Raw genomic sequence first — 25,473 nt, 5'->3', positions numbered from 1 at the left:
GGGCTGGTGCGACGGGCTATGAGCCTTTCGCATGGGTCCGCGTTCGGCGTGCGGCGGTTCGAGTAAAGCACGAGGAGAGACGGCGTGGCGCGCATATCTGGCGTGAATATTCCGACGCAAAAACGCGTCGTGATCGCTTTGACTTACATTCACGGTATCGGCCGTACGACGGCCAGCCGGATCTGCAGCGCCGTCGGTGTTCCGGCGGAGCGGCGGGTGCACGAACTGACCGAGGACGAGCTGTCCCGGCTGCGCGAGTCGATCGACGCCGATCTGGTGGTTGAGGGCGACCTGCGCAGGCAGACCGCGATGAGCATCAAGCGGCTCATGGATCTCGGCTGCTATCGGGGCCTACGCCATCGTAAGGGCCTGCCGGTGCGCGGCCAGCGGACGCACACCAACGCTCGTACCCGCAAGGGTCCGGCGAAGGCGATTGCCGGTAAGAAGAAGTAATTCGGCCTGAGGTTGGCGGCCCGCCGGGCCGTCATTCCTGAGGACCATGGCCCACGGCGCTTCAAGCTGGTGGGTGTTCGAAGAGGAACGAGACTATGGCGAAGCAACCGACCCAGGCCCGCCTGCGCCGTCGCGAGAAAAAGAACATCACTTCGGGCGTCGCGCATGTGATGGCGTCGTTCAACAACACCATGATCACCATCACCGACGCCCAGGGCAATGCCATTTCATGGTCCTCGGCTGGCACGATGGGATTCAAGGGCTCGCGCAAGTCGACTCCTTACGCTGCCCAGGTGGCTGCTGAGGATGCCGGCCGCAAGGCGACCGAGCACGGCATGAAGACCCTTGAGGTTGAGGTGTCCGGCCCGGGTTCGGGACGTGAATCGGCTCTTCGCGCGCTGCAGGCCGTCGGTTTTCACGTGACGTCAATCCGCGATGTCACGCCGATCCCGCACAATGGATGCCGGCCGCGCAAGCGTCGCCGGGTCTAACGTGGTTTATCGGGGGCACCGGTCCCCGATTTCTGTACTTGGCCCCGCCGACCGGTCTTCGGATCGCGGCGGGGATTGCCGTTCGAGAATGAGGTCCCAGCCGTGATTCAGAAAAACTGGCAGGCACTGATCAAGCCGAGCAAGCTCGACGTACAAGCTGGCTATGATCCGAAGCGTACGGCGACCGTGGTCGCCGAGCCGCTCGAGCGGGGTTTCGGCCTGACGCTTGGCAACGCGCTTCGCCGCATTCTGTTGTCGTCGCTCCAGGGTGCTGCGATCAGCGCGATCCAGATCGATGGCGTTCTCCATGAGTTCTCGAGCGTGCCCGGTGTGCGTGAGGACGTCACCGACATCGTGCTGAACGTCAAATCGGTCGCCATTCGCATGCACGGCGAAGGACCGAAGAAGATGCGCCTGAAGGCCGAAGGCCCGGGCGAGGTCACCGCGGGCATGATCGAGACGGTCGGCGACATCGAGATCATGAACCCGAAGCATGTGATCTGCACGCTGGATCGCGACGCGACGCTGTCGATGGAACTGACGGTCGAGACCGGCAAGGGGTACGTCCCGGCCAGCGCGAACCGTCCCGAAGATGCCCCGATTGGCCTGATCCCGGTCGACTCGATCTTCAGCCCGGTTCGGCAGGTTTCGTACAAGGTTGAGAACACCCGCGTCGGTCAGGTCACCGACTACGACAAGCTGTCGATGACGCTGGAAACCGACGGTTCGATGACCCCGGAGGACGCGGTCGCGTACGCGGCGCGCATCCTGCAGGATCAGTTGCAGCTGTTCGTGAACTTCGAGGAGCCGACGCACCGCGCCGAGGCCGAGGAAGCGCACGATCTGCCGTTCAACAAGAACCTGCTGCGCAAGGTCGACGAGCTTGAGCTGTCGGTGCGTTCTGCGAACTGCCTGAAGAACGACAACATCGTGTATATCGGCGATCTGGTTCAGAAGACCGAGCCGGAGATGCTGCGTACACCGAACTTCGGCCGTAAGAGCCTGAATGAGATCAAAGAGGTCCTGGCCTCGATGGGGCTCTCGCTCGGCATGGAAATCACCAACTGGCCGCCCGAGAATATCGAGGAACTGGCCAAGCGTTTGGAAGAGCCGTACTGAGGCGGCGGCGCGAAATCAAGGAGACTGAGAGATGCGTCACGGCAACAGCGGCCGCAAGCTGCACCGCACGTCGAGCCACCGTCAGGCAATGTTCAAGAACATGGCGGCGGCTCTGATCAAGCACGAACAGATCGTCACCACCCTGCCGAAGGCGAAGGAGTTGCGCCCGGTGGTGGAGAAGATGATCACGCTCGCCAAGCGCGGGGATCTGCACGCCCGCCGCCTCGCCTATGCCCGGCTGCGGGACGAGGCGATGACCAAGAAGCTCTTCGAGGTTCTGGCGGGTCGCTACAAGGATCGCCAGGGTGGCTACACCCGCGTTCTGAAGGCCGGTTTCCGCTACGGTGATGCCGCGGCGATGGCGGTCATCGAACTGGTCGACCGTGACGAAAGCGCTCGTGGGCTGGATTCAGGTCCGGTTCAGCAGGTCGAGCAGAGTGAGCCGGCCGGGCCGATGCCGTCGGTCATCTGACGCTTTTGCCACAGAAGATGTATTGCGGATGGGCGACCTCAGGGTCGCCCATTTGCGTTAGTCGCTGGCCGCGTCCAGGAAAGCTGCGATCTGATAAAGTTCCTGGTCGTCAGGGTGTCCCAGGAGCAAGGCCTGCAGGTCCTCGGCGATGATGGAAGCAGCAGCGTCCTCATTGGCTTGACGCAGGGTAAGCGCCAGGTTCGCGGCGGCCTTTGCCTGTGCCAGTCGGATGGCCGGGTCGTCGTCATTGGCCACCGACATAGCGGTCAGTTCGTCGTAGATCAGCTGGGCGGCGGGCAGATTGTCCGAATGGCATAGATCGGTGATCAGATTGAACGCCGCGTCGGCCAGCCGGCCGAGAGCGCCCGGGCCGATATCGGGCAACCGCGACAGCGCGCCGAGCGCGTCGTAGGCGTCATGGGCCGCGGTGAGGTGACCTCGGCTTCCCAGGGCGGTGACCAGCGTGAACGCTCCTTCGGCCGCAAGGTCGAGCAGTTCGCAATGGTCCGGCGCACGGTGGACGGCGGCGATCAGGGTATCCAGCGCGGCGCGGGCGTCGCCTGGAGGGTCCTGGTGGGCGGCGTGCGCCAGGCGGTTGAATACGCCACGGGCGTGCTGCTGACGAACCATGGCGATGCTGGGCTGGGCGGCTTCGAGGCCGGCCAGGTCGGCCAGGGCACGACGGGCGTCGCCACGGCTGCCCGATTCCAGCGACAGAGCCACGAGGTTGGCAGCGGCCTTGGCCTGAATGCCGGCAAAATCGGAATCGTCGCGATGCGCGTCGCCCAGAGCCGACAGATTGCCATAGACGTCGAGGGCGCCCGACAGGCCGCTGACGCGGGCTTCGGCGGAGATCAGGTCGACGGACGCCTCGGCAAAGGCACGGCGCGGCAACGGATCTGCTGGCAGGCGGGTGACGAGATCGCCGAGGAAGGTGTAGGCGCATCGCACGGCGTCGATGTCATGCGAGGCCCGGCCTGCCGCCGCAAGCCGAACGGCGCCACATACGGCCACGCGGATCAGTTCGGGCTCGCCGGGATACTGGTCGGTGATTGATTTCAAGGTGCCGAACGCCGCGTGAGCCGCATCCAGGTTTCCCTGCGGCTTGCCTTCGGTGGCGATGATCTCCGCAGCGTGACGGGCTGCGTCGATTGCGCCTTGGTTCTGCCCCGGCATGGTCACCTGGGCCCCCGGTTTCATGTGGAGGGGTTCCCACCCCACCTTGGTATGTCTACTGCTCTTCCCAGATGATGACGGTAGCACAGCGTAGCGTTGCTTCAACTGGCGTCCGTCATTCAGGTCGATAGGATTGCTTCCATGATCAATCGAAATGCCCTGGTGTGCGTGTTGGCTCTGTTCGTTGCGGCGGTGGCGCCCGCGGTGGCACAGACCGAACCGCGCGTGCCGCAGTCCTCGGCGGAAATCTCATTGTCCTTCGCGCCGCTGGTCCGCGAGGTTGGGCCGGCAGTGGTAAACGTCTACAGCCGGGCAACGGTTTCCGAGCGCCCGGGGCTGTCGCCGCTGTTCGACGATCCATTCTTCAAGCGATTCTTCGGCGATATCGGACCGCGTCTGCCCGAGCGCCGCCGCGAAGCAAGTTCTCTCGGGTCCGGGGTCATCGTTGACCCGAGCGGGGTGGTCGTGACCAACAACCACGTCGTCGAGAAAGCCGACGAGATCACCGTGGTATTGGCCGACCGGCGCGAGTTTGCGGCCAAGGTGATCCTCGCGGATCCCAAGACCGACCTGACCGTCCTGAAGATCGATGCCGGCGATGAGATCCTGCCGGCCGTTTCGATGCGCGACTCCGACGATCTCGAGGTCGGCGACATCGTGCTGGCGATCGGCAACCCGTTCGGCGTCGGGCAGACCGTGACGATGGGCATCGTCTCGGCACTCGCCCGGACCAATGTCGGGGTTTCCGACTACAGCTTCTTCATCCAGACCGATGCGGCAATCAACCCCGGCAATTCCGGCGGTGCCCTGATCGGCGTGGACGGCAAGCTGGTCGGGATCAACACCGCCATCTATTCGACGCAGCGCGGCGGCAATGCCGGCTCAGTCGGCATCGGGTTTGCGATCCCGTCGAATATGGTCGCTACGGTGCTGCGGGCGGCCAAGACCGGGCGAATCGTCCGCCCCTGGCTGGGGGCCCGGATCCAGACGGTCACCACCGATCTGGCGCATGGACTTGGCCTGGACCGACCCATCGGCGCGCTGATCGGGGACGTCTATCCAGGCGGGCCAGCCTCCCGCGCCGGGTTGCGGACCGGTGACGTGATTCTGGAGATCGACGAACGCGAAGTGAACGACGCCGGCGGACTGCGCTATCGCATCGGCACCCGCGAACCCGGCGAGACAATGACCCTGCAAGTCCTGCGCAATGGGCGTGTCTTCACCGCCCGGTTGCCGATGGAACCGCCGAAGGCCGACCCGGCGCCGAATGTCACCGATCTGGCGGGCCTCAATCCGATGACCGGCGCGCGGGTTGCGAATCTGTCGCCGGCCTTCGCGCTGGAAGAGGGGTTCGACGAACTGGCCCGTGGCGTGGTGGTCCTGGGGGTTGCCCGCGGATCGCCGGCGGAGCGCTTGCGCTTGCGGACCGGCGACGTGGTGGTCTCGGTGAACAACCAGCCGATCGACAGGGTAACGACCCTGCAGCAGGCCCTGGAGCGAGCGAGCGGGAGTTGGGTAGTGTCAATACGCCGGGATGATCGCGTGCTGACCACCCGTGTGCAGGGCTAGGCCGCGCACTATGAGCTTGTTCGAAACCCAGGCCCCCCGGCCGTTGGCCGATCGGCTTCGTCCCGATCGGATCGGCGAGGTCGTCGGCCAGGACCACCTGCTTGGCCCCGAGGGCCCGATCGGGCGGATGCTGGCCAAGGGCCGTCTGGCGTCCTGTATTCTCTGGGGGCCGCCGGGTTGCGGCAAGACGACCATCGCCCGCCTGCTGGCCGAACACACGGACCTGGAGTTCGTGCCGCTGTCAGCCGTGTTCTCCGGCGTGGCGGATCTCAAGAAGCATTTCGAAGCGGCGCGTGGCCGTCGCACCGGCGGGCGCGGGACGTTGTTGTTCGTCGACGAGGTGCATCGCTTCAACCGAGCCCAGCAGGACGGCTTCCTGCCGGTCGTCGAGGACGGGACCATTACCCTGGTGGGGGCGACCACCGAGAATCCGTCGTTCGAACTGAACGCGGCGTTGCTATCGCGTTGCCAGGTGTTCGTGCTGCGCCGCCTGGACGATGCCGCGCTGGACAAGCTGCTGGCGCGGGCCGAGGAGACCGACGGCCGCCCCCTGCCGGTGGATCCTGATGGCCGGGTGGCGCTGCGGGCCATGGCGGACGGCGACGGCCGGTTCCTGCTGAACCTAGCCGAGGAAGTGCTCGCCCTCCGACCCAAGACGCCCTTGGACGCCGCCGGTGTTGCCGCCAGCGTGCATCGCCGCGCCCCGGTCTACGACAAGGACCGCGAGGAGCACTACAACCTCATCAGCGCGCTGCACAAATCCCTGCGCGGTTCCGACGCCGACGCGGCACTGTATTGGCTGGCGCGGATGTTGGCCGGCGGCGAGGACCCGGCCTACATCCTGCGCCGGCTGACCCGGTTCGCGGTCGAGGATGTCGGGCTTGCCGAGCCGCAGGCCTTAGCCCAGGCGATCGCCTGCTGGGAGACCTACGACCGCATCGGCTCGCCGGAAGGCGACCTCGCGATCAGCCAGCTGGTCGTCTACCTCGCGACCGCGCCGAAATCGAACGCCGCCTACAAGGCGCACGGTGCGGCGGCGCGGGCGGCACGCCAGACCGGATCGTTGATGCCCCCTGCCCACATCCTGAACGCCCCAACCCGCCTGATGAAGGATCTCGGATACGGTTCGGGGTACGCCTACGATCACGATGCCGAGGATGGGTTTTCCGGCCAGAACTATTTTCCCGACGGCATGGACCGTGAGCGGTTCTACAATCCCGTCGAGCGCGGGTTCGAGCGTGAGATCAGGAAGCGCGTGGAGTATTTCGACAAGCTCCGCTCCAAGCGGCGGGGCGACGATCCGTCGTGACGCGCGGATTTGAAGTCTGGCTCGGCATCGATTGGTCGGGAGCCAAGGGCAACCGGCTCCCCGGGATCCAGGTGGCCGAGGTTCGTACCGGCGATGCGGCGCCCCGGTTGCTGGGTGGGCCGCAGAAGGGTGGGTTGTGGCGCCGGGGTGATGTTCTCGATCTGTTGATCGCACGGCATTCGGCTGGCGAACGCGTCCTGGCGGGGTTTGACTTCGCGTTCGCCTATGCGCGGCACGACCATGGCACCTATTTCCCGGGGATCGCCGACGCGCCTGCTGATGTTCGCGCGCTGTGGGGATATGTGGACCGATTGGCGGGGCCGTCGGAGGATTTCTACGGCGGTGCCGTCTACGCCGAGGGGTCACCGATCTGCGGTCTGTACCTGACGCCCGCCGGACGCGGGGCCGGATACGAGCACCGGCGGCGCCGGACCGAGATTGCCTGCGCCGCCATCACCAGCCCGCACCCGGTCTTCAAGTGTGTCGGAGCCGCCAATGTCGGTACCGGATCGCTGGCGGGCATGCGGGTCTTGCGACAACTGAAGGCAAGGCTCGGCGACCGGGTAGCGATCTGGCCTTTCGACGCCGGTTCGTCTGGAGGCTTGACGGTCGTTGAGATGTTTCCGCGGCTGTACTTCAGGCGCGCCGGACAGGACCCACGGGCATGGCGTGATCCCTGGGTCGTGAACGCCGCTTTGGCGGCATTCGGCAGCCGTGCGATGCCGCAGGGGTGGTACGCGCGCCGGGAGGACGAGGCGGACGCTGTCGTTTCTGCCGCCGCTCTGCGTGCGCTGTCGGCTGACGTGGAAACGTGGCGGGCGCCTGCCGGCGAACCAGCGGCGCAGTCGGAAGGCTGGATATTCGGCGTGGACTCGGTTAAGCCCTCCGCACCATGAAGATGCTCCTCGCGGTTGCGTTCGGTGGCGCCATCGGTGCGGTCGCCCGGTATAAGATGACCGGGTGGATCACCGTCGTCGCCGGGCACGGCTTTCCGTGGGGAACGTTGACGGTGAATGTCGTCGGATCGTTCCTGATGGGTGCGTTGATCGAGTTCGGCGCGCTCAGGCAGGTGCTGACGCCGGAAATGCGAGCCCTGATCGCGGTCGGCGGACTCGGCGCCTTCACGACATTTTCGACTTTCGCTCTCGACGTTGCCACGCTCTGGCAGCGCGGGGATACTGGATCAACCGCCGTCTACATCGCCGCTTCGACGGCGCTCTCGATCCTCGCGTTGTTCGCCGGGCTCTGGACGGTCCGACAGGTGCTGACATGAAAGCGGTCGAGACCCGGATTGTGGCTCAAGACGAAGGTGACCAGCGGCTCGACCGCTGGTTCAAGAGATACTACCCGACCCTCGGACACGTGCACCTGACCAAGCTTCTGCGCACCGGCCAGGTGCGGGTGGACGGCAGGCGCGTCAAGGCAAGCGAACGACTGGAGGCGGGGCAGACCATCCGGATTCCGCCGATGGACGTGCCGGCGGCCAGCGCCGCAGCCGTCAAGGCCCGGCCCGGCGGCAAGGGAGATACCGAAACCGCCGAGCAGCTGCGTCGCCTGATCCTGCACACCGACCGCGACGTGCTGGCAATCAACAAGCCTGCCGGTCTGGCGGTTCAAGGCGGCTCCGGCATCACCAAGCATGTCGACGGTGCCCTGGACGGCCTGATGTTCGACGCCAAGGAGCGTCCGCGGCTGGTGCATCGACTGGACAAGGACACCTCCGGCGTCCTGCTGGTCGGCCGCAGCTATCAGGCAGCACGCCGGTTGACCGAGGCGTTCCGCGCCAAGTCGGCCATGAAGATCTACTGGGCCTTGGTGGTCGGCGAGCCGAAGCCGAATGCCGGCAGCATCGAGGGCGCGATCGGCAAGCTTCCCGGTCGGGCCGGCGAGAAGATGGCGATCGATCCGGAGAACGGCAAGCGGGCGTTCACGCGCTACGTCACTGTGGAGCGGCTGGGCGGCAAGGTGACTTGGGTCGCGCTGTTTCCGGTCACCGGACGCACCCATCAATTGCGCCTCCATATGGCTGAACTTGGGACACCGATACTGGGCGACGGCAAGTACGGCGGACCTGACGCTTTCCTGCAGGGTGAAGGGGTCAGCCGCAAGCTGCACCTGCACGCCCGTGCCATTCGCATTCCCGATGCCAAGGGCCGGCCAATCGAGGTGATCGCACCGCTGGCCGACCACATGGCACGATCCTTTGCGTTCTTCGGGCTGGACGAGGCGGCCGCCGGCGATCCGTTCGAAGACTTCGAGGATTGACCCAATGGACCGCGGCCTACGGCTTTGTGCCTTCGATCTCGACGGCACGCTGATCGACAGCCAGCATCACATCGTCGACGCGATGGCGTCGGCGTTTCGCGCGGAAGGCCTGCTGCCGCCAAACGCCGCCAAGGTGCGCGAGATCGTTGGCCTGTCGCTCGACCAGGCGATATCCCGGCTGGCTCCCCAGGTTCGCGGGCTCCAGTTGGAGCGGGTCGGGCAGGCCTACAGAGACGCCTATTTCCAGGCCAAGGAAGCCGACATAGTTGACGAGCCGTTGATGCCTGGGGCTCGGGCGGCGATCGATGCGCTCGAAGCGGAGGGTTGGCTGCTGGCCGTGGTCACCGGGAAGGGCAGGCGGGGGCTGCGTGAGGTGCTCGACGCACATGGGATTCTGGATCGCTTCGTCTCGCTGAAGTCGGCGGATGATGGCCCGGGCAAACCAAACCCGACCCTGCTGCTGGAGGCGGTGCACGAGGGTCGGACCACGCCCGACCGCGCGGTGATGGTCGGCGACACCGTCTTCGACATGGGGATGGCACGCCGGGCACGGGTTGCGGGGATCGCGGTGACCTGGGGCTACCACGAGGTTTCGCTGCTCCAGACCGAGCAGCCTGCGGCGATCATCGAACGCTTTGAGGAACTGCCCGGGACGGCCGGCCGTTTGATTCCGGCCTGAACCATCAAGGGAGTGACGCCATGACCGGATTGCGCTGGCTGTACGTTGCCGCTGCAGTGGTCGTCACGTCGATGGTTGGCGTGATCGTGTTCGTCGCAACCCTCGACCTCAACACCTACAAGGGCGAAATCCGCGACCTGTTGGAGGAAGCAACGGGGCGACAGGTCGAGATCGCGGGTCCGCTCGAGGTCTCCTGGCTGCCCTTGCCAAGCCTGACTGCATCGGGTGTGCGGATTGCGAACGCCGACTGGGGCACCGATCCTGCGATGATCACCATCGGCCGGCTGGCGGTGGATGTCGACGTGGCACCGCTGCTGTCCGGCGATCTGGTGGTGCGCGGCGTCACCTTGGCGGATGTTCATGTCCGTCTCGAACGCGGAGCCGAAGGCCAGGCGAACTGGGTTGTTGCAGAGTCGCAGGCCGGTGCGTCATCCGGCAGGCCGGCCGCGCCGGATATAAGGCAATTCGACCTGACGGACGTGATTGTGGTCTGGAAGGACGGCCCCAAGGCGCCGGAACGCGTGTACCACGTCAAGCGGTTGACGCTTGACGGCAATGGTCCGAACTCGCCGCTGACCGTGACGGTGCTGGCCGATCTGGACGGGGAAAGGCTTGAGTTGACCGGCACCCTGCCGGCGTTGACGGAGATGGCGCGGCCGGGCGTGGATCTTCCCGTCGAAATCGAGGGGACATTTGCCGGTTCGGCGCTGGCTCTGGCCGCAAAGCTGCAGGCTACCCGTGGCCCGAAAGGTGCGCTGAGTGGCGTACAGGCCGAGGGGCTGTCGGTAACGCTCGGCGGGATTACCGTCGTTGGGTCGGCTGTCGTCGATCTCAGCAGGGCGCGGCCCCGCATCGAGGCCCGGCTGGAGGCCGAGACCATCGACCTTGCGCAACTGGGAGCAGGGACCGCCGCGGACGGAGATCCGCTCGACCGACCACTGCCGATGAGTATGCTGCCGGCCGTCGACGGCCGGATCGAGGTTGCGATCGCGCGCCTGATCGCCGACCCCTGGACGGTCGATGGCCTGACCGCGACGGCGGAGTTTTCTGATGGAGTGCTCACGCTCGACCCGGTGAAGGCGACCGTGGCCGACGGCGTTGTCGAAGGCCGAGCTGTCCTGGATACCACCACGCAACCGGCGAGAGTCGCATTGGCCGGTGCCGCAAACCGCATGGACATGGGCCGGGTGTACCGCACGCTGACCGGGGAATCGGTGATCGAAGGGCTTGGCGATGCGGCCGTGGATGTGCATGGACAGGGTGAGACGCTGCGCACGATTCTGGGCTCAGCCGGCGGTGTAACGTGGCTGGTGATCCGTGACGGAACGGTGATGAACCGCTATTGGGAACTGATTGCCGAGGATCTGGCTACCCGCTTCATCCCCTTTGTCGGCGAGAGTGGGAGGGGTCGTTTGAACTGTCTGGCCAGCCGGTTCGTGATATCCAAAGGAATTGCCGACGCAACCGTCCTGATGATCGACAGCGACCGGGTGACGGTGGGTGGCGAAGGAACCGTGAACCTTGCACGCCAGACCCTGGACATGCGTTTGGTGCCGATGCCCAAGGACCCAAGTCTGTTCAGCCTGGCGACGCCGATTCTGCTGAAGGGCCCGATCTCGGATCCGCGGCCGACACCCGATCCGGTTGCGGTCGCCAAGGGTTTGGGCAGTCTGGCCGCCGGGGCGGTCGTCGGGCCGTTCGCTCTGCTGCTGCCGTTCGTCTCCGCGGGCTCGACCGACAATCCTTGTCCGGATGCGATCGCGGCGGCCGAAGGCAAGCGGTCGACGACCAAGCCGAAGACCCGAAAGGAACCGGATAAGCCGGGTGGGATCAAAGGCTTCTTTGACAATCTCCGGAAATCAATCGAGTGAGCATGAAGCGGATCTACAAGACAGTTGCCGTCGCATCGGCGGATGCCGGGACGGGCTTCACGGTGCTGTTGGATAACCGACCGGTCCGCTCGCCGGGCCAGCGACCGATCATCCTGCCTGGCCGCACGCTGGCCGATGCGGTCGCGGCCGAGTGGGACGGGCAGGGCGAAACCATTGATGTTCGCAGCATGCCGATGATGGGGTTCGCGGCGACGGTGATCGACCGGGTTGCACCTCAGCGCAACTATGTGATCGGCGAGGTTGCCGGATACGGCGGATCCGACCTGCTGTGCTATCTGGCTGACGATCCGCCCGAGCTGACCGCTCGGCAGGAGACGGCGTGGTCGCCGCTGCGTGACTGGGCCGAGTCGACGTTCGGAGCCAGGCTGCTGCCAACTGCCGGGGTCATGCCGGTGGCGCAGTCGCCGGACAGTCTGGCGGCGTTGCGCCGCGCGGTGGAGGCGGTGGACGACTGGGAACTGGCGGCGCTGCACACCCTGACCGCCATTACCGGGTCGCTGGTGCTGGGCCTTGCCGTATTGCACGATCGCCTTGATGCGGAAGCGGCATACACCGTTTCGGAGATTGACGAGGCGTTCCAGATTGAACGTTGGGGCATGGACCGCGAGGCCGAACAGCGCCGCCGGACGCGCCGCGCAGAGGTGGCGGAAGCCGCGAAATTCGTAGAGCATTTACGGGCGGGGTGATATCCCGGCCGGGTACTGAATTCGGGAGGGCGTTCATGCAGGACATCGTCGAGCGGCTTGAGGACATGCGCAACCGCGCCCGGTTGGGCGGTGGCGCAAAGCGGATCGAGGCCCAGCACCAGAAGGGCAAGCTCTCCGCGCGCGAGCGCATCGACCTCCTGCTCGATCCCGGCTCTTTCGAGGAATGGGACATGTTCGTCGAGCATCGCTCGTCGGATTTCGGCATGGCCGACAGCAAGGTGCCGGGCGACGGAGTGGTCACCGGCTGGGGCTCGGTCAACGGCCGGCTGGTGTTCGTGTTCAGTCAGGACTTCACGGTATTCGGCGGTTCGCTCAGCGAGGCGCACGCCGAGAAGATCTGCAAGGTCATGGATCAGGCCATGAAGGTCGGCGCCCCGGTGATCGGCCTGAACGACAGCGGCGGTGCCCGCATCCAGGAGGGCGTGGCGTCGCTCGGCGGTTATGCCGAGGTGTTCCAGCGCAACGTCATGGCCTCCGGCGTGGTGCCGCAGATCTCGATGATCATGGGACCGTGCGCCGGCGGGGCGGTGTATTCCCCGGCCATGACCGACTTCATCTTCATGGTGAAGGACAGTTCCTACATGTTCGTCACCGGCCCCGACGTGGTGAAGACCGTCACCCACGAGACCGTCACCCATGAGCAGCTTGGCGGCGCGGTCACCCACACCAGCAAGTCGGGCGTTGCCGATCTCGCCTTCGAGAACGACGTCGAGGCGCTGCTGCAGCTGCGCCGCTTCATCGATTTCATGCCGTCGTCGAACCGCGACGTGCCGCCGGTGCGTCCGACCGCCGACGAGGCCGACCGTCCGGAACCGTCGCTCGACAACCTGATCCCGGCCAACCCGAACAAGCCCTACGACATGAAGGAGCTGATCGAGAAGGTCGTTGACGAGGGCGACTTCTTCGAGATCCAGCCGAACTACGCCGGCAACATCATCGTCGGCTTCGCCCGCATGCAGGGCTCGACCGTCGGCATCGTCGCCAACCAGCCGATGGTGCTGGCCGGCTGCCTGGACATCGAGAGCGCCAAGAAGGCCGCCCGGTTCGTCCGGTACTGCGACTGCTTCAACATCCCGATCGTGACGTTCGTGGACGTCCCGGGCTTCCTGCCGGGCACCAAGCAGGAGTACGGCGGCATCATCAAGCACGGCGCCAAGTTGCTCTTCGCCTATGCCGAAGCGACGGTGCCGAAGGTCACGGTGATCACCCGCAAGGCTTATGGCGGGGCCTACGACGTGATGAGTTCCAAGCACCTGCGCGGCGACGTCAACTACGCTTGGCCGACCGCCGAGATCGCGGTGATGGGACCGAAGGGGGCGGTGGAGATCATCTTCCGCGGCGACATCGGTGACGTCGACAAGATCGAGGCGCGCACCGAGGAGTACCGCCAGAAGTTCGCCAACCCGTTCGTGGCGGCGTCGCGCGGCTATCTCGACGACATCATCAAGCCGCGGAACACGCGCCGCCGCATCTGCCGGGCCCTCGCCATGCTGCGCGACAAGCAGCTCGAGAACCCGTGGAAGAAACACGACAACATCCCTCTTTAGGGAAATCGACATGTCAAAAGACGTTCTCACTCCGATTGATTTTTTCAGTCGTACACTCGATCTGCTGCTTGATCAGAACGTGGATGGAAGTCTTCAATTGAAGGATGTTCTTCGGCGTCGCGTTCCGTTTTGCGCAGGCGATGAGCATTATGCTCTTGCAGCAAGATATTATTTGAAAAATATCGAGGAAATTAAAAGCTGCGTCGACTCTGATCGATTAATTTCGGAGTGCTCCGGAGAGGCTGTTGAGAGTATTTTGTTCAAGTACGAAGGAATTTTTATAGGAGACTTGTCTATTATGAAAATCCAAGATTTTCGAGATGAATATGTAAATTACGATGAGTTGGGGGTTTTGCTGTCTCTTCGGCATATGTTTATTGCAATACGTAGGGATTATCGCATTAACGATATTAAAATTTTTGATCTGTCGAAGGAAATTGCTGAATATATTGATGATATTGGCCTGGGTGTTGATGAGAGATTCCAACGAAAAATATCAAATGACCTTGGATTCATTTCTATCGCCCTAGATTGGATTAGAATACTTGGAGTGGAGCCATTGGTTGACGCAACTAGTCGGCTTTTTCTCGACCTTTCGATGTTTGCCCACGAGTGTGTGAGCGAGCATGATCTCAAAGTGCGGGAGGCGGCTCAGGAATTTGGGAGGAAGGCCGTGCAGATCTTTAGAGAGGTTTCTTGGTTCGAAGCCGAGCAACTCGAAGGCGACGTGTTCACCAATCTGCTGCCGAAGGCACAATAGATGTTCGACAAGATCCTGATCGCCAATCGCGGCGAGATCGCCTGCCGGATCATCAAGACGGCGCGGCGCATGGGCATCAAGACCGTGGCGGTCTATTCCGACGCCGATGCCGGCGGCAAGCACGTGCGGATGGCCGACGAGGCGGTGCGGATCGGCCCGGCGGCCTCGGCCGAGAGCTATCTGAAGATCGACGCGATCATCGACGCCTGCAAGCAGACCGGCGCCCAGGCGGTGCATCCGGGCTTCGGCTTCCTGTCGGAGCGCGCGGCGTTCTGCGAGGCCCTGGAAGCCGCCGGCATCGTGTTCATCGGTCCCGGCAAGTCGGCGATCGAGGCGATGGGCGACAAGATCACCTCCAAGAAAATCGCCCACGAGGCCGGGGTCAGCACGGTGCCCGGCTTCCTGGGCACCATCGAGAGCCCGGAGCATGCCGCCAAGATCGCCGCGGAGATCGGCTATCCGGTGATGATCAAGGCCTCGGCCGGCGGCGGCGGCAAGGGCATGCGGATCGCCAACAGCGAGGCCGATCTGAAGGACGGCGTGCGCGGGGCGATGAACGAGGCCCGCTCGTCGTTCGGGGATGACCGGGTTTTCATCGAGAAGTTCGTCGAGCAGCCGCGCCACATCGAGATCCAGGTAATGGCCGACGGCCACGGCAACGTGGTGCATCTGGGCGAACGCGAGTGCTCGATCCAGCGCCGACACCAGAAGGTCATCGAGGAGGCGCCGAGCCCCTTCATCGACGCCGAGACCCGGGCTACCATGGGCGCCCAGGCGGTGGCGCTGGCCAAGCAGGTCGGCTACCGCTCGGCCGGCACCGTCGAGTTCATCGCCGACGCCAACAAGAAGTTCTACTTCCTGGAAATGAATACCCGCCTGCAGGTCGAGCATCCGGTCACCGAGATGGTCACCGGCCTGGATCTGGTCGAGTTGATGATCCGGGTGGCCGACGGCGAGAAGCTGCCGTTCACCCAGGACGAGGTGACGATGACCGGCTGGGCGATCGAGGCCCGCGTGTATGCCGAGGATCCGTATCGCGGCTTCCTGCCGTCGATCGGACGGCTGATCCGCTACGAGCCGCCGGTCGATGTCGAGGGCATCCGGGTCGACGACGGGGTCGACGAGGGTTCCGAGATCTCGATGTTCTATGACCCGATGATCGCCAAGCTGGTGGCGTACGGCGATACCCGCAACGAGGCAGCCGACCGGCTGTACGACGCGATCGGCCGATACCGGATCCGGGGAGTCAGCCACAACCTGCCGTTCCTGGCGGCGACCATCGCCATGAAGCGGTTCCGCGAGGGGCGGCTGACCACCGGCTTCATCGCCGAGGAGTTTCCCGACGGCTTCAGCGGCGCCACGCTCGATCCGTACGAGGAGGGCGCGCTGTGCGCAGTCGCCGTGGCGTTCGAGCGGGAAAATGCCGAGCGGCTGGCCCGGATCAGCGGGCAATTGGCCAATCGCGGCAAGGCCGACATCGCGACGATCTGGACGATCCGCGAGGGGCGCACCAACCGACGGGCCGAAGTGCTGACCGCTGAGGACGGATACGACGTGACGGTCGGCGGGCAACGCTATGCGATCCGCGGCTCGCTCGACGCCACCATCACGGTGTTCGATGGCCGGGTGAACGGCGAGCCGTTTGCCGTGCAGATCGAGCGCGACGGGATCTACTACCGGCTCAGCTATGGGGGGCGCGAGCTTGAGGCCCTGGTGGTGCCGCCGCGCGTAGCTGAGGCGCTCGACAAGATGCCGCCGAAGGACGTCGCCGATACCAGCAAGCAACTGGTGTCGCCGATGCCGGGGCTGCTGGTGTCGATCGCGGTTTCCGAAGGCGACCCCATCAAGGCCGGGCAGGAGATCTGCGTGATCGAGGCCATGAAGATGGAGAACGTGCTGCGCGCCGAGCGCGACGGGCTGGTGTCCAAGATCCACGCCAGCGCCGGCGACAGCCTGGCGGTCGACCAGATCATCGTGGAGTTCGAATGACCGGGGACCGACGTGCCGTCCGCCTGTTCATCAACGGCCGGGTCCAGGGTGTCGGCTTTCGCTGGTGGTGCGTGCGCGAGGCCGAGCGGTTGGGCGTCGACGGCTGGGTCCGCAACCGGCTGGACGGTTCGGTCGAGGCCATGGCCTTCGGGTCGGGCGAGGCGGTCGACCAATTGATCCAGGCTTGCCGTAAGGGCCCGGCGGGCGCGGCGGTCGAGGAAGTCCACGTCTCCGAAGCCGACGCGAACGAGGCGCATCTGCCCGGATTCAGGCAGGCCCCGACGGCGTGAAGCGTTGACGGGCAGGGGTGGCCGATGAACTCCGGGTCCGTTCCACTTCCAATGTCCCGCTCCGGTATGACCGCACGGGCAACGCTCCGCTCAAACGACGGCCTGGCCGTGCTGGAAGACCCTCACGCACAATCGCCAGTCTCGGTGTGGGCGACGGAATGACAGTCTGAACCCTGCCGCGCGCAGGCGTCGAGTATGGAGGCGTGTTTCGATCCGGCTTCATTCCGACATTACAGACAGGAGTGGTTGATGCTGAGCTACATCACGGTCGGTGCCAACGACGTACCGCGCTCGGGACGTTTCTACGCAGCCATCCTGATCCCGCTCGGTTACGAGAAGAAGGAAGGGGCGGAGGGTATCGAATTCACCGCGCCGGACGTGCCGGGTCGATCCAATGGTCCTGCCGCCGTATACGTGAAGAAGCCGTACGACGGGAAAGAGGCAACTGTTGGCAACGGCTCGATGACGGCCTTCCAGGCCGTGACCCACGAAATGGTCCGCAACATTCACGCCGCTGGCCTTGAGGCAGGCGGCTCCGACGAGGGTGCACCTGGCTTCCGGGACGAGTACAGCGACCACTTTTACGTCGGGTATCTCCGCGACCCTCTGGGCAACAAGGTCGCGATCTTCTGCTCGAATCCGGCAGAAGGAACTCGGGGTCTCTGAACTCAGCGGAGATGCCACGCGCAGGCGACACCCCTCGAATCTGCTTAACGAGCAAACGGTGGTTCGGCCGTGGATGATGGCGGGGATGGGGGCTCCCTTGAGTCGTTCCTGCGCTGGGCCTATCTTCAAGTGAACCGGCCGATGCGGCGCGCGCCGATCGCCTTTTTGTCGATTCCGCGCTTGAGGCCGGACCTATGGCATACGGCGCGCGGGTTGATGGAGGGCTTTCCGATGAGAGCCGACCGGGACGCTGTCGGTTCAATGTCCGCCCGTCACGCCATGCCGGATGCCGTTCGCTGGGCCTTGTCGACGGTCCTGGCGGTGGTCGTCGTGGCGCTGCTGCTGTTGATCGGCATGATGTTCTGACGGATCGGTGACGCCGATTCCATCAGATGGCGGGGATGTGAAGTAGGCTGGTGATTGTAGCGGTCCGCTCCTGGCGCTACCGCCAAGGCAGGCTTTGTGCCGCTTCTGAGCCATCCCTCGGTTGTCACGAAGCCGTCATGGTGGCCGCGCGTCCAGTGGTACTAGACTGTATCCGTTCCCGGCGGTCGCTGGTCGACCGCCCCTGAGTGCGGAGGCCGCCGATGACCTACATCGATCCCCCCTCACCCCGCTTGTGGACTGATCGGATCCGCTGGTTCGACGAGCGCTTGCGCAAGGCGGCGAACGACAGCCCGCTCTACGTCGGCGGCCAGACCGAGGCGGTACTGACCGAGCTGCGCCGGGTATTCGGCGTGGGCGCCTGGGTGACTGCCGTTATCCTGGCTCAGACCGCGATCGACAGTGAGGTTTCTGAACGGGTCGATCAGGCGGTTGGCGACGGGCTGTACCTGAACGCGGTGCGGTTTGGCCGCGATTACGTCTGGCTGCGCGAGCGCCGGAATGCCTATCTGCACAACGAGGGACCGGTGCCCGCAGTAACGGTCCAGGAACTCGCGATGGAGCCGGCACGGCTTGAGAAGGAGGCGCGGCGTGCCATCGAACTGATGGCCGACGCCCTGGCCGGGCGAGCCTAGCGGTTGGTAATCAGCCTATGGGCCCCAGTGGGCCGCCAACGCCGAACACCTCGTCGAACGCGGCGCGCAGTGCCACGTCGGCATCGGCCAAGGTGACCGGATGGCCCAAATCGACGAGGCTGGTCACGCCGTGCTGGCTGATGCCGCACGGCACGATGCCGTCAAAGTGGGTCAGGTCCGGCTCTACATTCAATGATATGCCGTGGAACGTCACCCAGCGCCGAACCCGCACACCGATCGCCGCGATCTTGTCCTCGCGCGCCGGTACGTTGCGGTCGGTGCGACGCACCCAGATACCGACCCGGCCGTCGCGCCGCTCGCCGGTGACACCCAGCCGCTCGAGGGCGCGGACCAGCCATTCCTCAAGCGCCCAGACATAGAGCCGCACATCCGGCTTGCGGCGCTTCAGGTCGAGCATCGCGTAGGCAACCCGCTGGCCGGGACCGTGATAGGTGAACTCTCCGCCGCGGCCGCTGCGGTAAACCGGAAAACGGTCGGGTTGCAGGAGGTCCTCGTCCCGGGCGCTGGTGCCGGCGGTGTAGAGCGGCGGATGTTCGACGAGCCACACCAGTTCCGGCGCGGTGCCGGCGTGGATCGCCTCGGCCCGCGCCTCCATCTCCGCAACCGCCCGGTCGTAGTCGAGCAGCCCGGGTTCGACGCGCCATTCGGGGCTATCGACGTCGGGCGCTGAAAGCGGTGACAGGGCGTTGGTCGGCATGCGCTCTCCCGGCGGCAGGCGGCGGTGGAACGGCCTTGATCGGCCGGGAGGGTTCTGATAATCCCTCACGCCTGCGTCGGGGGCGACCCCAACGCTCCGTGGCGAACATAGTGCGGTCGTGGCGGAATTGGTAGACGCGCAGCGTTGAGGTCGCTGTCCCAGAAATGGGGTGGAAGTTCGAGTCTTCTCGACCGCACCATCACGGATGAATGCGAAACGCCCCGGCCGGCTGGTCGGGGCGTTTCGCGTTCGGCGCCCGGCGTTTCGGTCACGATCTGCGGCTTGCCACATCGGGATAGCCCTTGGGCCGGTCGGGCCGCTTGTGTAAGGTCCGAAAGGCTCGTGTTGCGCCGCGTCATGCGCGGTCAGGGGTTCCGGCGAAAAGGGGCTATCGACGAATGGCGGACGATCTGAAGGAAGCGGCACTCTACTATCACCGCAATCCGATCGCCGGAAAGCTGGCGGTCGTGCCGACCAAGCCAATGGCGACACAGCGCGATCTGGCGCTGGCGTATTCGCCCGGCGTCGCCTTCGCCTGTACCGCCATTGCCGAGGATCCCGGGACCGCCGCGGAGTTGACTGGCCGCCAGAACCTGGTCGCGGTCATCACCAACGGCACCGCCGTGCTCGGCCTCGGCAACATCGGTCCGCTGGCCTCCAAGCCGGTGATGGAGGGCAAGGCCGCCCTGTTCAAAAAGTTCGCCGACATCGATGTGTTCGACCTGGAGGTCGCGGAGAACGACGTCGACAAGTTCGTCGACATCGTGGCCGCGTTGGAACCGACCTTCGGCGGCATCAACCTGGAGGACATCAAGGCGCCGGAGTGCTTCGAGATCGAGCGCAAGTTGCGTGCCCGCATGAAGATCCCGGTGTTCCACGACGACCAGCACGGCACTGCGATCACAGTTGGGGCGGCGATCTTCAACGCGCTGCGGCTGGTCGAGAAGAAATTCGAGGATGTGAAGCTGGTCACTTCCGGCGCCGGTGCGGCGGCGATGGCTTGCGTCGACCTGCTGGTCGCCATGGGCTTGCGCAAGGAGAACGTGATCGTCACCGACATCGACGGTGTGGTCTGGCGCGGCCGTCCGCAGATGAATCCGGTGATCGCCCGCTACGCCGTGGACACCGACGCCCGCAAGCTGGCGGACGTGATGGAAGGTGCCGACGTGTTCCTGGGCCTGTCGGCACCCGGCGTGCTGACCGGGCCGATGGTGATGAAGATGGCGGAGCGGCCAATCATCCTGGCACTGGCCAACCCGACGCCGGAAATCATGCCGGAGATCGCCAAGGAGGCCCGGCCCGATGCGATCATCGCGACCGGCCGGTCGGACTATCCGAACCAGGTCAACAACGTCCTGTGCTTCCCCTTCATCTTCCGAGGCGCGCTCGACGTGGGCGCCACGACGATCAATGAGGAGATGAAGATCGCCGCGGTGACGGCGATCGCCGACCTGGCGACCCAGGAGACCTCCGACATCGTCGCCACCGCCTATGCCGGACAGGAGCTGTCGTTCGGGCCGGAGTACATCATTCCGCGGCCGTTCGACCCCCGGCTGATTATGGAGATCGCGCCGCGCGTCGCCCAGGCGGCGATGGATTCCGGAGTGGCATCGCATCCCATCGAGGATTTCGAGGCGTACCGGCAGAAGCTGTCGCAGTTCGTCTACCGCTCCGGGCAGGTGATGCGGCCGGTATTCTCCCGAGCCCGCGAGGAGCCGAAGCGGGTGGTGTTTGCCGAGGGCGAGGAGGAGCGGGTGCTCCGCGCCGTTCAGACCGTGCTCGACGAAAAGCTGGCGAAACCGATCCTGGTCGGCCGCCCGGACGTCATCGAGCGCCGGCTTGAGCGGTTCGGACTCCGCCTGAAGATCGACCGCGACTTCGAAGTGGTGAACCCGGAGAGCGATTCCCGCTACGACACGTATTGGCGTGCCTATCACGGGCTGATGGAGCGTCGCGGCGTGTCGCCCGACCGGGCGCGCGAGGTGGTCCGCACCAACGACACGGTCATCGCGGCGCTGATGCTGCATCAGGGCGATGCCGATGCCGCGATCTGCGGCACCGTCGGGCGGTACTGGGACCATCTGCGCCATGTGCGCGAGGTGGTCGGTCTGCGGCGTGGGGTGAAGGAACTGTCGGCGGTTAGCCTGCTGATCCTGCCACACGGCTCGTTCTTCGTGGTCGATACCCATGTGACACCGGATCCGAGCGCCGACGCCCTGGTCGAGATGGTTGAACTGGCGGTCAACGAGTTGCGGGCGTTCGGCATCGAGCCGAAGGTGGCGTTCGTGTCGCACTCGCATTTCGGCAGTTCGAATGAGCCTTCGGCGCTGAAGATGCGCGAAGCGGTGCGGCGCCTGTCGGAGCGGAACCCGAAGCTGGAGGTGGAAGGTGAGATGCACGCCGATTCCGCCCTGTCGGACACGGTGCGCGAACGCACGTTCCCGAACTCTCGCCTGACCGGCGCGGCCAACCTGTTGGTGATGCCGACCCTGGATGCCGCGAACATCACGTTCAACATGCTGAAGACGTCCGGTCACGGGCTGTCGGTCGGCCCGATGCTGGTCGGTGCCGCCCGGCCGATGCACATCCTCACCCAGTCGGTCACGGTTCGCGGAATCATCAACATGACCGCCGTTGCCGTCGTCGATGCCCAGGAGCACGCGCTGGCACGCAAACGATCGAGGTAGGCCATGGCCAATAACGACTCGATCAAGGCGGCTGGCGACGAGTCCGACTCGCTGGTCGGCACCGAATCGGCGCCGATCGGTGCCGACACCATCGGTGCGGTCGCGTCGGCTGCCGCCGAAGCGGCGGCGAAGAAGCGCAAGGTCAAGCGTCGCGACCTGAAAGCCAAGATCCGGGCTTTGGAGGCGGAGATCGAGGAGACCCGAAGCCAGGTCCTCGAGGAACCGCTGTACGGCATGACGCCGAAGCTTGAAGCGGCTGTGGTGAGGGCGCTCGAGGAAGAACGTTTCTCCATCATTCCCCGATTGCTGCGCCCCTTGCACCCGGCGGACCAGGCCGACTTGATCGAACGGCTGGACGCCGACGACCGGGCGGCGCTGATCAATGCGATGGGAGCGGGCCTCGATCCGGAGGTCTTGGTCTACCTGGATGAAACGGTGCGCGAGGAAATCCTCTCGCACCTGGATGAAGCGCACATTGTGCGGTTCCTGTCGGTGCTGGATTCCGACGACGCCGTCGACCTGATCGGTGAGCTCGATGAGGACGAGCAGGCGAGGATTCTTCAGGCGGTGCCGGCCAAGGACCGGATGATCCTGGAGCAGGGTCTGACGTTCCCTGAGTCCTCCGCCGGACGCCTGATGCAGCGCGAGATCGTGGTGGTGCCCGCCCATTGGACGGTCGGCCAAACCATCGACTTCCTGCGTACCGTTCGCGACTTGCCGGACGATTTCTACGCGATCTATGCCGTCGATCCGGCCCACCGTCCGGTTGGCGAACTGGTGCTGTCGCACCTGCTGCGGACCAAGCGGCCGGTCCGGGTGTCGGACATCGCGCGCAAGGACTTCCGCCGGATCCCGGTGACGATGGACCAGGAGGAGGTGGCCCTGCTGTTCCGGCAGTACGGGTTGGTGGCGGCACCGGTGGTCGGCGAGGACGAGCGGTTGCTCGGCGTGATCACGGTCGACGATGTCGTCGACGTGATCGACGAAGAGGCCGAAGAGGATCTGATGCGCCTCGGTGGTGTCACCGAGGTCGATCTGTACGGTTCCCTCTGGGACACGACGCGGGCGCGCTTTCCCTGGCTGGTGGTCAATCTGGGAACCGCGATTGCCGCATCGGTGGTTATCGGGCTGTTCGACGCCGCGATCGAGAAGGTGGTGGCGCTGGCGGTACTGATGCCGATCGTGGCGTCGATGGGCGGCAACGCGGGAACCCAAACCCTGACCGTCGCGGTCAGGGCCATGGCGATGCGCGACCTCGACACCCGCAACGCCATGAAGTTCATCGCCAAGGAAACCCTGGTCGGATCGCTGAACGGCATCGCCTTCGCCGTGCTGGTCGCAGGCGTGTCGATGCTGTGGTTCGGCGACATCCAGATTGCCTGGATCATCGCCGTTGCCATGGTGCTGAACCTGCTGGTGGCCGGGCTTGTCGGCACGCTGATCCCGCTCGGGCTGGAGCGGATCAAGGTGGATCCAGCCGTTGCGTCGGGCGTGTTCCTGACCACGGTAACCGATGTGGTCGGCTTCTTCGTGTTCCTGGGCTTGGCGACCCTGGTTCTGCTGTAGCGAGGATATTGACGCACGCGTCATTCAGGGCGTAGCGTTTCGAGCATGGACGCGACGTTCTCCATGACGCAGCTCGCGCGCGAGTTCGATTTGACCAGCCGAGCGATCCGCTACTACGAGCAGGAAGGCCTCATCGCGCCGTCCCGCCGGGGCCGGACCCGCGTGTTCTCGTTGCGCGACCGGACCCGCCTGCGGCTGATCCAGCGGGGGCGCCGTCTTGGTTTCTCGATCGCAGAGATCCGCGAGATCCTGAACCTGTACGACGACCGGGACGGCGAGCGCGGGCAACTGGTGCATTTCGTGCGCAAGATTCGCGAGCGCCGGGCCAGTCTCGAAGTTCAGCGTCGCGACATCGACGCGATCCTGGAGGAACTCGACCGTCTCGAGACTGCCTGCCTCGATCGTTTGGAGTGACGGATATGATTGACGCAGACGTCAATATAGAGTCCGTGGACTTCAGGGTCTCGAATCCAGCTTTCGCCGAACGGGTGACCGCCAGCTTCGCGCGCCAGGCGTTCATGGCGTTTATCGGTGCGCGGGTCGTGACCATCGAGCCAGGCAGTTGCGACATCGAACTTCCATACCGACCTGAACTGGGCCAGCAGCACGGTTTCTTTCACGGCGGGGTGGTCGGCACCCTGGCGGACAACGCCTGCGGCTACGCCAGCTTCACCCTGGCGCCGGTCGACGCTTCGATCCTGACGGTCGAGTACAAGCTGAACCTGATGGCACCGGCGGCCGGTTCGCTGTTGATCGCGCGAGGCCGGGTGATCCGGCCGGGCCGGACCTTGGTGGTGGCGCGGGCCGATGTGTCGGTGAGGCGGGACGACGGGAGCGAGAAGCCGGTGGCAACCGCGCTCGCGACCCTCATGTTAATGGCGGGCATGGCGGACGAACCGTCGGCCGGGACGCGCAAGGGAGGTGGGACGTCATGATCCCCAATGATTATCCGAGCCTGAACTTCGATCTGGGCGAAACTGCCGACATGATGCGCGACAGCGTGCGCAGCTTCGCCGCCGATGAGATCGCGCCCCGGGCCGCCGACATCGATCGCGACAACACCTTTCCGCACGACCTGTGGCGCAAGCTTGGCGACCTCGGCGTGCTCGGCGTCACCGTCGGGGAAGAGTATGGCGGCGCCGGAATGGGCTACCTTGAGCACTGCGTGGCAATGGAGGAGATCAGCCGGGCATCCGCGTCGGTCGGCCTCAGCTACGGCGCCCACTCCAATCTTTGCGTCAACCAGATTCGCCTGAACGGCACCGAGGAGCAGCGGCAGCGCTTCCTGCCGAAGCTGACGTCCGGCGAGTTCGTCGGCGCGCTGGCGATGAGCGAGCCGGGAGCCGGCTCCGACGTGGTGTCTATGCGGACCAGGGCCGAGAAGAAGGGCGACCGCTATATCATCAACGGCGGCAAGATGTGGATTACCAACGGCCCCACGGCCGATGTGATCGTGGTCTATGCCAAGACCGATCCGGACGCCAACCAGCACGGCATCACCGCCTTCCTGATCGAGAAGGGCATGAAGGGGTTCTCGATCGCGCAGAAGCTGGACAAGCTCGGCATGCGCGGCTCCGACACCGGCGAACTGGTGTTCGAGGATGTCGAGGTGCCCGAGGAGAACGTGCTGGGCCAGATCAACGGTGGCGTGAAGGTGCTGATGAGCGGGCTCGACTACGAGCGCGCGGTGCTGGCCGCCGGTCCGACCGGGATCATGCAGGCCTGCATGGACGTGGTGATCCCCTACGTCCACGAACGCAAACAGTTCGGCCGCTCAATCGGCGAGTTCCAGATCATGCAGGGCAAGCTGGCCGACATGTACGTCACCATGAACGCGGCCAAGTCCTATGTGTACACGGTGGCGAAAGCCTGCGACCGCGGCGAGGTCACCCGCAAGGATGCCGCCGGCGCCATCCTTTACGCGGCCGAGAAGGCGACGTGGATGACGCTGGAGGCAATCCAGTGCCTGGGCGGCAACGGCTATACCAACGAGTACCCGACCGGCCGACTGCTGCGCGACGCCAAGCTCTACGAGATCGGCGCCGGCACCAGCGAGATCCGCCGCATGCTGATCGGCCGGGAGTTGTTCAAGGAAACGG

The 25,473-nt window shown here is 65.0% G+C and carries 26 protein-coding genes and 1 tRNA gene; 25 read left to right on the top strand and 2 right to left on the bottom strand.

Annotated features, from left to right (window positions below; genetic code table 11):
* Nucleotides 1-84: 84 nt before the first annotated feature.
* From rpsM to rplQ, 4 genes are all read left to right on the top strand, one after another.
* Nucleotides 85-453, top strand: coding sequence for a 30S ribosomal protein S13 (rpsM, locus tag RIC54_RS25110; RefSeq protein WP_350084724.1), 369 nt, complete (start codon nt 85-87; stop codon nt 451-453).
* Between the two features lie 95 nt (nt 454-548).
* Nucleotides 549-944, top strand: coding sequence for a 30S ribosomal protein S11 (gene rpsK / locus RIC54_RS25105; RefSeq protein WP_350084723.1), 396 nt, complete (start codon nt 549-551; stop codon nt 942-944).
* Nucleotides 945-1,046: 102 nt separating this feature from the next.
* A complete protein-coding gene (locus RIC54_RS25100) occupies nt 1,047-2,063 on the top strand; it encodes a DNA-directed RNA polymerase subunit alpha (RefSeq protein WP_350084722.1) in 1,017 nt (338 codons plus the stop codon).
* A gap of 31 nt (nt 2,064-2,094) precedes the next feature.
* On the top strand, nt 2,095-2,535 hold the full coding sequence (rplQ, locus tag RIC54_RS25095) for a 50S ribosomal protein L17 (RefSeq protein ID WP_350084721.1): 441 nt from the start codon (nt 2,095-2,097) through the stop codon (nt 2,533-2,535).
* Between the two features lie 57 nt (nt 2,536-2,592).
* On the opposite strand, the gene RIC54_RS25090 is transcribed toward rplQ, so the two are convergent.
* The gene (locus RIC54_RS25090; RefSeq protein ID WP_350084720.1) at nt 2,593-3,816 is read right to left on the bottom strand and encodes a hypothetical protein; all 1,224 of its coding nucleotides are present in this window, start codon (nt 3,814-3,816) and stop codon (nt 2,593-2,595) included.
* Nucleotides 3,817-3,852: 36 nt separating this feature from the next.
* On the opposite strand from RIC54_RS25090, the gene RIC54_RS25085 reads away from it, so the two are divergent.
* From RIC54_RS25085 to RIC54_RS25015, 15 genes are all read left to right on the top strand, one after another.
* Nucleotides 3,853-5,280, top strand: coding sequence for a DegQ family serine endoprotease (locus tag RIC54_RS25085; protein WP_350084719.1), 1,428 nt, complete (start codon nt 3,853-3,855; stop codon nt 5,278-5,280).
* A gap of 10 nt (nt 5,281-5,290) precedes the next feature.
* Nucleotides 5,291-6,589, top strand: a complete 1,299-nt coding sequence (locus RIC54_RS25080; RefSeq protein WP_350084718.1) for a replication-associated recombination protein A — start codon at nt 5,291-5,293, stop codon at nt 6,587-6,589.
* A complete protein-coding gene (locus RIC54_RS25075) occupies nt 6,586-7,485 on the top strand; it encodes a hypothetical protein (RefSeq protein WP_350084717.1) in 900 nt (299 codons plus the stop codon). Before RIC54_RS25080 ends, RIC54_RS25075 begins: the two co-directional genes overlap by 4 nt.
* Nucleotides 7,482-7,862, top strand: a complete 381-nt coding sequence (gene crcB, locus RIC54_RS25070) for a fluoride efflux transporter CrcB (RefSeq protein WP_350084716.1) — start codon at nt 7,482-7,484, stop codon at nt 7,860-7,862. The genes RIC54_RS25075 and crcB overlap by 4 nt, the downstream gene beginning before the upstream one ends.
* Nucleotides 7,859-8,854, top strand: coding sequence for an RluA family pseudouridine synthase (locus tag RIC54_RS25065; protein ID WP_350084715.1), 996 nt, complete (start codon nt 7,859-7,861; stop codon nt 8,852-8,854). The genes crcB and RIC54_RS25065 overlap by 4 nt, the downstream gene beginning before the upstream one ends.
* Before the next feature lie 4 nt (nt 8,855-8,858).
* Nucleotides 8,859-9,533 (top strand): HAD-IA family hydrolase, encoded by a 675-nt coding sequence (locus RIC54_RS25060; RefSeq protein ID WP_350084714.1) that lies wholly within the window; start codon nt 8,859-8,861, stop codon nt 9,531-9,533.
* A gap of 20 nt (nt 9,534-9,553) precedes the next feature.
* Nucleotides 9,554-11,404: an AsmA family protein gene (locus RIC54_RS25055; protein ID WP_350084713.1), complete on the top strand. Its 1,851-nt coding sequence runs from the start codon at nt 9,554-9,556 to the stop codon at nt 11,402-11,404.
* Nucleotides 11,405-11,406: 2 nt separating this feature from the next.
* The gene (locus RIC54_RS25050; protein WP_350084741.1) at nt 11,407-12,111 is read left to right on the top strand and encodes an ATP12 family chaperone protein; all 705 of its coding nucleotides are present in this window, start codon (nt 11,407-11,409) and stop codon (nt 12,109-12,111) included.
* 35 nt (nt 12,112-12,146) lie between these two features.
* A complete protein-coding gene (locus RIC54_RS25045; protein WP_350084712.1) occupies nt 12,147-13,679 on the top strand; it encodes an acyl-CoA carboxylase subunit beta in 1,533 nt (510 codons plus the stop codon).
* Nucleotides 13,680-13,689: 10 nt separating this feature from the next.
* Nucleotides 13,690-14,439, top strand: coding sequence for a hypothetical protein (locus RIC54_RS25040; protein WP_350084711.1), 750 nt, complete (start codon nt 13,690-13,692; stop codon nt 14,437-14,439).
* Nucleotides 14,440-16,428: an acetyl-CoA carboxylase biotin carboxylase subunit gene (locus RIC54_RS25035; protein WP_350151555.1), complete on the top strand. Its 1,989-nt coding sequence runs from the start codon at nt 14,440-14,442 to the stop codon at nt 16,426-16,428. It begins immediately after the preceding gene.
* Entirely contained in the window at nt 16,425-16,718 is a 294-nt protein-coding gene (locus RIC54_RS25030) for an acylphosphatase (RefSeq protein ID WP_350084709.1), read from the top strand. Before RIC54_RS25035 ends, RIC54_RS25030 begins: the two co-directional genes overlap by 4 nt.
* Nucleotides 16,719-16,967: 249 nt before the next feature.
* A complete protein-coding gene (locus RIC54_RS25025) occupies nt 16,968-17,384 on the top strand; it encodes a VOC family protein (RefSeq protein ID WP_350084708.1) in 417 nt (138 codons plus the stop codon).
* Nucleotides 17,385-17,615: 231 nt separating this feature from the next.
* Nucleotides 17,616-17,750 (top strand): hypothetical protein, encoded by a 135-nt coding sequence (locus tag RIC54_RS25020; protein ID WP_350084707.1) that lies wholly within the window; start codon nt 17,616-17,618, stop codon nt 17,748-17,750.
* Nucleotides 17,751-17,971: 221 nt separating this feature from the next.
* Nucleotides 17,972-18,403: a hypothetical protein gene (locus tag RIC54_RS25015; RefSeq protein ID WP_350084706.1), complete on the top strand. Its 432-nt coding sequence runs from the start codon at nt 17,972-17,974 to the stop codon at nt 18,401-18,403.
* 10 nt (nt 18,404-18,413) lie between these two features.
* On the opposite strand, the gene lipB is transcribed toward RIC54_RS25015, so the two are convergent.
* Nucleotides 18,414-19,121, bottom strand: coding sequence for a lipoyl(octanoyl) transferase LipB (gene lipB / locus RIC54_RS25010; protein WP_350084705.1), 708 nt, complete (start codon nt 19,119-19,121; stop codon nt 18,414-18,416).
* 112 nt (nt 19,122-19,233) lie between these two features.
* On the opposite strand from lipB, the gene RIC54_RS25005 reads away from it, so the two are divergent.
* From RIC54_RS25005 to RIC54_RS24980, 6 genes are all read left to right on the top strand, one after another.
* Nucleotides 19,234-19,320 (top strand) — tRNA-Leu (locus RIC54_RS25005).
* A 199-nt stretch (nt 19,321-19,519) separates the two neighbouring features.
* Nucleotides 19,520-21,808 carry an NADP-dependent malic enzyme gene (locus RIC54_RS25000; protein WP_350084704.1) on the top strand — a complete coding sequence of 763 codons (2,289 nt, stop codon included), beginning with the start codon at nt 19,520-19,522 and terminating at the stop codon, nt 21,806-21,808.
* 3 nt (nt 21,809-21,811) lie between these two features.
* Nucleotides 21,812-23,374: a magnesium transporter gene (mgtE, locus tag RIC54_RS24995; protein WP_350084703.1), complete on the top strand. Its 1,563-nt coding sequence runs from the start codon at nt 21,812-21,814 to the stop codon at nt 23,372-23,374.
* 63 nt (nt 23,375-23,437) lie between these two features.
* Nucleotides 23,438-23,788, top strand: a complete 351-nt coding sequence (locus tag RIC54_RS24990; protein ID WP_350084702.1) for a MerR family transcriptional regulator — start codon at nt 23,438-23,440, stop codon at nt 23,786-23,788.
* Nucleotides 23,789-23,793: 5 nt separating this feature from the next.
* On the top strand, nt 23,794-24,309 hold the full coding sequence (locus RIC54_RS24985; RefSeq protein ID WP_350084701.1) for a PaaI family thioesterase: 516 nt from the start codon (nt 23,794-23,796) through the stop codon (nt 24,307-24,309).
* A partial coding sequence (locus RIC54_RS24980; RefSeq protein ID WP_350151553.1) for an isovaleryl-CoA dehydrogenase occupies nt 24,306-25,473 on the top strand: 1,168 nt, incomplete at its 3' end. The genes RIC54_RS24985 and RIC54_RS24980, both read left to right, overlap by 4 nt.

Source organism: Thalassobaculum sp. (assembly GCF_040219215.1).
Lineage (GTDB): Bacteria > Pseudomonadota > Alphaproteobacteria > Thalassobaculales > Thalassobaculaceae > Thalassobaculum_A.
The sequence above is the reverse complement of the archived record's forward strand: the minus strand, read 5'-3'. Positions and strand labels throughout refer to the sequence as shown.